We start from the raw sequence: 7,138 nt of genomic DNA on the forward strand, positions 1-7,138 counted from the left end.
TATTGCAATAGAACCAATGACTTGCCCAGCCGACGCATTCAATAACCAGATTGGCTTATTGACGCTTAGCCCGAACCAATCTCAAACCTTTACTTGGCAATGCCAAGCCACCTATCAGCCAACATAAAGAAAGCAAAGTAAAGCAACTGCTGTATGCGAAATCAGCCCCCAGAGAACGCATTGCTAACGAAACAACTGCAACGAAAGAAGCAATAAAGGGCGCATAAAGCGCCCTTCTCTTTGTTAACCTAAAATCACCTCGATGGTGTGCTCACCAGAGGTAAACACTGGCGCTTTATTACCTGAAATCAGGTCACCATTTACCTTCATTTCAACCACCCCCTTACACACGTTATTCGGGTTAGTGACATGAATATGATATGTCGCACCACGGAACTGACGGCGGACTTTGAATTCTGGCCATTCTGCCGGAATACAAGGGTCCACCAGCAAGCCATCCACTTCAGGGCGAACACCCAGAATCCACTGCGTACCCGCCACGTAAGTCCAAGATGAAGTACCAGAAAGCCACGCATTACGTCCTAAACCGAACTGTTTGTGCTCGTCACCCAGAATGTTTTGTGGGTAGCAGTAAGGTTCAGATTCAAAGGTATCGATGTCATCATTTTTGGAAGCTGGGTTGATTTGACGGTAGTACTCGTAAGCACGCTCACCGTTGCCCATTTTCGCTTCTGCGATCATCACCCATGGGTTTGAATGCAAGAAGATACCGCCGTTCTCTTTCGCACCTGGTGGGTAAGTCGATACACCACCTAGCTGAGGATCAAAGCCGTTGTAACCCGGTGTTGAAAGCTTGATGCCATTGGTAGTGTTTAGTTTGTTGTAAACCGAATCTAGCGCTTGCGTTGCACGTTCTTGAGTCGCGAAGCCAGAAATTACGGGCCAGCTTTGACCATTGGTGTAGATCTGCCCTTGCTCATTTTTATGAGAACCGATCGGCAAGCCTTGCTCATCAAAATAACGAACAAACCATTCGCCATCCCAGCCGCATTCATTGACGGTGCTCTGCATCTGTTGATACTGATCTTTAAACTTAGCCGTCAGTTGCGCTTCACCACGCAACTCACACAAGTCCAACATGTCGAGCAGTGCTTTGCCGTACATGTTAGCCACCATCATCGACTCAGCACCCGTTGGTAGGTTCACCGTGTCATTCCAGTCAGCAAAACCTAATAGCGGTAGACCGTGCTCACCGGTATTGGTGTAAGTAAACTCAATCGCGCGGCACAGGTGGTTCCAAACCGTTCCCGTTTCGACTGGGTTGCCCGCTTTGTCTTTTTGATAGAACGGAATATCTTTATTCAAGAAGTCTGCATTGCCCGTTTCTTTCACATATTGCGTCACCGCGTAGATGATCCACAGGTGATCATCACCGTAGTAATCAGGGCGATCTTCTTCTTCTCGCGAGTCACCCGCGTTCGCTTCCATGGTTGATGGGAAGAACTGGTGCATCGCAGAACCGTTGGTGTTTTGCACAGATAACAGACGCTCAATGAACTCACGCGCTTCTTCTGGCATGTGAGTAATTACGCCTAACGTATCTTGCGAAGAATCACGGAAACCGATGCCACGAGCCCCATAACCAAGCTGGTACAGAGACAAGTAACGAGACCAGTTTTTGGTTGTGTGGCACTGACGTGGGTTATGTACGTTCAACATTGAGTTCATTGCAGGATCTGGCGTTTCAACCTGAACCGCTTGTAGGTAACCATCCCAATGTTCAGCCAGTTCAGCGAAAGCAGAATCGACCACTTGATGGTCACGATATTTAGCCAGCAGAGGAAGTGCGGCTTCTAGGCTCTGTTCTTGCGCGATTTGTACAATCGTACGTTCTGTCTGCTCTGGAGATAGCCAACCCAGACGCAGGTTCAGTGCGCCAATGTTGTCGCCACGCAAACACTCGGTGTTGCCTAATTCATCATTGTTTAGTGCTTGTGGTGCTGCCCATGTACCGTAGCCCAAATTCCCTAGGAACGATTGGCGATCACCATCAAAAGACGTCGCAGGGCGATCCGCTGTCATCAGGTTCACCGCGTAGTCACGCTTCATAAAAGCATACTGCTCAAGCACGGTGTGACCCGATTCTTGTTGGTGTGCTTTTAGCGTCATGGTTTGTGGAACCCAATCGGCATTCAGTAGTTGCTTAAGTGCATCGAAGTGCGTGAATTCGTAAACAGGCACCACATCAACGTGCAGTGCTTTGTCTGAAATGTTGGTGACCTTGATGTCTTGCAACAAGACTTGGTCAGCTTTTGGTACAAAGAAAGTCGCTTCACAACGTACACCAAAGGCTTCTGCAATGATGGTGGTGTATGACAAACCGGTGTGGTTTTCAAACTTATCTAATGGCTTTAAAGTTGGGGTGTAGAAAGGTGAGAATATTTCTACGTTGCCCGCTTCATCACGTACCTTGAGGTACATGGTCGAGCCTTTGAAATCTGAGTTTGGCAGTTGAGCAATGTACTTAGTAATGCGGTTGAGTGCCGGATCGCCCTTACACAGCAATACGCCGCCGTTGCTATCTACAATGCCACCGAAATCTAATGTGCCCACGTAGTTACACCATTTGATCGGCGTACACGGTGTGGTTGCTACGTATTCTTTGCTTTTATCGTCAAAATATCCGAATTTCATCATCACTATCCCTAGCCCCTCCCAAATCAGGAGGAGCCAAAACAATTTGTCGTAAGTTGGTTGGTGTCAGCTCAATGACTGATTTAAATTGATTGGCTAGCTCGCTAGCGAGTTCTCACTCAGAGCATCGAACAAGTGGAAAGCATCCAAATCCAAATAAAGCGTCAGATCTTTTACATCGACTTCAGCCGCTTGGGTTTCAACCATCAACGGTTGACCGCCAATTTCTGTTTTCAGAAGAATGCTTGCGCCCAGTAATTCCTTGTCTTTGATTTTCACAGGGAATGGCAGCACGCGGTCGTGGTCAACTTGCTCGGCACGTAGGTGAATGTCTGTTGGACGAACACCAAAATGCAGCGCTAGGTTCTTAGACGCCAGAGACTTAAAGCGCTCAGGCAGTGGGATCTGAACATCGCCGATTTCAACGAAGTACTCGCCTTCTTTTTCAATCAGTTTTGCTTCCAACATGTTCATTGACGGGTTACCAATGAATTGCGCGACAAACTTGTTAGCAGGACGCTGGAACACCTCGGTTGGTGTACCAACTTGAGCAACATAACCGTCTTTCAAAATCACGATGCGATCCGCCAATGTCATCGCCTCGATCTGATCGTGGGTTACGTAGATCGTTGTGGTTTTTAGTTCACGGTGTAGGTGTTTGATCTCTTCACGCATCACGCCACGCAGTTTGGCATCTAGGTTAGATAACGGCTCATCAAACAAGAAAACTTTCGGTGTGCGAACCATCGCGCGGCCCATTGCTACACGCTGACGCTGACCACCAGAAAGCTCTTTTGGCTTACGGTTCAGTAGCGGGTCAAGCTCTAGCATTTTCGCCGCTTTTAGAACTTCTACGTCGATTTCTGCTTTCGGCATACCTTTCAGTTTTAGTGCAAAGGCGATGTTCTCGTACACCGTCATATGTGGGTACAGAGCGTAGCTTTGGAATACCATCGCTAAGTCACGGTCTTTCGCGTCGACTTTATTCATCAACTTGCCGCCAACCACGATGTCACCAGAACTGATACTTTCAAGGCCAGCAAGCATGCGTAGCGTTGTCGATTTACCACAGCCAGATGGGCCAAGGAAAACCACGAACTCACCGTCTTCAACCGTAAAATCAAACTCTTTGACGACTTCAACATCACCGAATGATTTTTTGATATTCTTAAATTCTACTTTAGCCATTATCTATTCTCCTCAGCGCGCTCTTGAAGCATGTTTCGGTACGCAATTGCGCTCTGTTTCAATGTTCTTTCTTGGGTGGTGTAGTCAACATGGACAATGCCAAAACGCTGGCAGTAGCCGAATGCCCACTCAAAGTTATCCATCAGACTCCAAGCGAAGTAACCGTCGACTTTCACACCCGCTTCAACGGCGTTGTGAACCGCTTCGATATGACCTTGGAAATAACGAACACGTTGCTCATCCATCACTTGTCCATTTACTCGTTCATCGTTGCCCGCTGCACCATTTTCTGTGATGTAGATAGGTGGCATATTTTCGTAACGAGCATCCAGTCTTACCAATAAGTCGGTTAGACCTTGTGGGTTGATCTCCCAGCCGATGTAAGTGTGTTCAGCATCTGTTTGCTTCACCGATTCAATATCGCCGTTCTCATTGAAGCGAGCGACATTGCGTGTGTAGTAGTTGATGCCAATGTAATCGACAGGTGCGCTGATGATGTCTAAATCACCTTCAAGGATCATAGGCATGTTCATCGCTTGGCGTTCAACCACCAACTGTGGGTATTCGCCCTTCAATACTGGGTCGATAAACCAGTGGTAGTTTTCCGCTTCACAGTAGTCGGCTGCACCTTGGTCTTGTGGCGTCAGCGGGTAAGCTGGCGTCGCGTTGAATACCACACCATGCTTAGCATGAGGTGCATTCTTGCGAAGGATCGGCATTGCCAAACCGTGTGCCAACATTAGGTGGTGAGATGCTAGGTAGCCTTCTTTCTCACCTTTGATACCTGGCGCGTGTTCGCCCCAACGGTAACCTAGGAATGCAGAAACAAACGGTTCATTGAGCGTGGTGTACACATCGATGTTGTCACCAAAGTATTTGCTCACCACTTCTGCGTATTCTGCGAATTTATAAGACGTTTCGCGGTTTAGCCAGCCGCCTTTATCTTCAAGGTATTGCGGAAGATCCCAGTGATACAGCGTCACATATACCTTCATGCCACGAGCATGACACTCATCGATGATCTGACCGTAAAACTCTAGACCTTGCTGGTTGACGACACCGTCTTGCGGAAGGATGCGCGGCCATGCAATAGAGAGACGGTAAGCATCAACGCCTAAACCTTGAATCATCTCAATATCTTGTTGCCATAAGTGGTAGTGGTCACACGCCACATCACCATTGTCGCCGTTATCGACCTTGCCCGGCTTCTTGCAAAAAGTGTCCCAGATAGACGGTGTACGACCGCCCTCTTCAACGCCGCCTTCAATTTGGTATGAAGATGTCGCGACACCGAATACAAATTCCTTACTGCGTAACTTTGAATCACTTGGAAGTTGATATTTATTCATTGTTATAACCCTTAAACCTAACCTTTGACTGCGCCGGACGTTAAACCACTGATCATCTGTTTCGATGCGAACAAGTAAGTAATCACGAGCGGTAAAATAGAAATTGTGGTACCTAGCATTACCGCGCCCCATGGCGTATTCGGAATACCTTGAACACTTCGAAGTGCTTGCGTAATGACATAGTTATCTGGGTTGTTTAGCACCACGAGAGGCTGCATAAACATGTTCCAGAAGAAAACGAACTGAACGATAGCCAATGTTGCGAGTGCAGGCTTCATTAGTGGCAGTACCACGCTCCAGTACGTTCTGAACTCACCAGCGCCATCCAGTTTCGCCGCTTCAAGTAGCTCTTTTGGAATCGATGCAATCACGTGCTGACGCATCAAAAAGATGCCAAATGGTGTCGTAGTGAACGGTAGCCATACCGCCATGTGGTTATCCAACAAGCCTAAGAATTTCACGATCATGAAGTAAGGGATCAAGCTAAGCACAGGCGGAATCGCCATTGAGCCAACCAGCATGCCGAACAACACGTTCTTACCGCGGAACTTAAACACAGCAAACGCGTAGCCACCCATGCTACAAAACAGCAGCGAGATGGTGGTACCTAAGAAAGCCACGTAAATCGAGTTAAACATCGCTTTCCAAAACGGCATGATTTCAAGCAATTTGGCGTAGTTAATCGCCAGGCTATCGCCAATCGCAAAGCTAATGCCCGTGCCGAAAATTTCAGAACGGTCACGCGTTGATAGCAGTGCCGACCATACAAATGGAAAGACTGTAATTAGCGCTGAAACAACCAGTAAGATACCTAGCATGACCATCAAGATCTTAGTCAGAATGAACATGCTGCGCTCGCTTGGTATCAGTCCACTTAGTGGTGAGGTATTTGTCTTAATTGATGTCGACATCTTAATGTTCCCCTAAGCCTTTCTTACCGAAGAGTAAAAATTGAACCAATGTACAAGTCGCGATGAGTGCAAACAGTAACCACGAGATAGCAGATGCTGTACCCATTTCTAGCCATTCCCAACCCACTTTGTAGAGGTACATCGAGATAGTTAAACCAGATTGGCCAGTACCACCTGTACCACGCGTTAGGACGAACGGTTCTTCAAACATTTGCAGGTTACCGATGATGGTCATCGTGATAGCAAAGAAGATGAATGGACGAATCATTGGTAGTGAAATGTTCCAGAAGCGGCGGAAGGCATTGGCACCATCCATACGCGCAGCTTCTAAGATGTCTTTAGGAATCGTCATTAAACCCGTGGTGTAAAGGACGATGTTAAAACCGGTGTATTTCCAGAAAACCATGATTGCGATAGACGGCTTCACCATAGTGGCATCGTCTAACCAACGGATTGGTTGGAAATCGTTAACCCAAGCGAATGCCCAACCAAACAGCGTGCTATCGGCCAGAGCCATTAGCGTTTGGTTAATAATTCCTGAGTTAGGAGAGTACATATTGAAGAAAATCAGTGACGCTGCGACCGTTGATGTAATGAACGGTAGAAAGTACGCCGATGTTAGCCAGTGACGCATACGGTCACCCATTGAAACCAACATGTAAGCCACTGGAATAGCGACTAAGTGCTGAGCCACGCCTGAAGTGATCGCTAGCCAAAGCGTGTTCTTCAATGAACGCCATAGCCATGGGTCCGTTAAAGCAATGTGATAGTTCTCAAAACCAACGAACTCCATCGCATCCATGCCTCTTACCGGGTTCCACTCGTGGAACGACAGGTAAACAGAGAACAACAGCGGGAAGATCCCAAATACAGAAAAAATGATCAGAAACGGCAGAAGAAATCCATACGGTGTAAGCGCTTTCAAATTTAGACGAGAAAAAAAGCTTTGCTCCGAAGGTTCTATCGTTGTGCTCGCTGTATGATTCATAGTAACGACCTCTTAAAAAAGGAAGCGCGCTATCCGCGCCTCCTCAC

General features: G+C 47.4%; 5 protein-coding genes and 1 pseudogene. 1 reads left to right on the forward strand and 5 read right to left on the reverse strand.

Annotation, left to right across the window (positions count from 1 at the left end; translation table 11 throughout):
- A pseudogene (locus tag AB4653_RS01805) lies at positions 1-127 on the forward strand (aldose 1-epimerase); the annotation flags it as partial.
- A gap of 116 nt (positions 128-243) precedes the next feature.
- Here AB4653_RS01805 and AB4653_RS01810 read toward each other — a convergent pair.
- The 5 genes from AB4653_RS01810 to AB4653_RS01830 form a co-directional block, all read right to left on the reverse strand.
- The gene (locus AB4653_RS01810; RefSeq protein WP_102257657.1) at positions 244-2,658 is read right to left on the reverse strand and encodes a GH36-type glycosyl hydrolase domain-containing protein; all 2,415 of its coding nucleotides are present in this window, start codon (positions 2,656-2,658) and stop codon (positions 244-246) included.
- A gap of 93 nt (positions 2,659-2,751) precedes the next feature.
- Positions 2,752-3,843: an ABC transporter ATP-binding protein gene (locus AB4653_RS01815; protein ID WP_004732790.1), complete on the reverse strand. Its 1,092-nt coding sequence runs from the start codon at positions 3,841-3,843 to the stop codon at positions 2,752-2,754.
- The gene (locus tag AB4653_RS01820; RefSeq protein WP_102257658.1) at positions 3,843-5,192 is read right to left on the reverse strand and encodes a GH1 family beta-glucosidase; all 1,350 of its coding nucleotides are present in this window, start codon (positions 5,190-5,192) and stop codon (positions 3,843-3,845) included. Before AB4653_RS01820 ends, AB4653_RS01815 begins: the two co-directional genes overlap by 1 nt.
- A gap of 17 nt (positions 5,193-5,209) precedes the next feature.
- A complete protein-coding gene (locus AB4653_RS01825; protein WP_009846153.1) occupies positions 5,210-6,103 on the reverse strand; it encodes a carbohydrate ABC transporter permease in 894 nt (297 codons plus the stop codon).
- Between the two features lies 1 nt (position 6,104).
- Positions 6,105-7,091, reverse strand: coding sequence for a carbohydrate ABC transporter permease (locus tag AB4653_RS01830; protein ID WP_102257659.1), 987 nt, complete (start codon positions 7,089-7,091; stop codon positions 6,105-6,107).
- Positions 7,092-7,138 lie beyond the last annotated feature (47 nt).

The sequence above is a fragment of the Vibrio sp. 10N.222.48.A3 genome (assembly GCF_041475345.1).
Classification (GTDB): domain Bacteria; phylum Pseudomonadota; class Gammaproteobacteria; order Enterobacterales; family Vibrionaceae; genus Vibrio; species Vibrio tasmaniensis_A.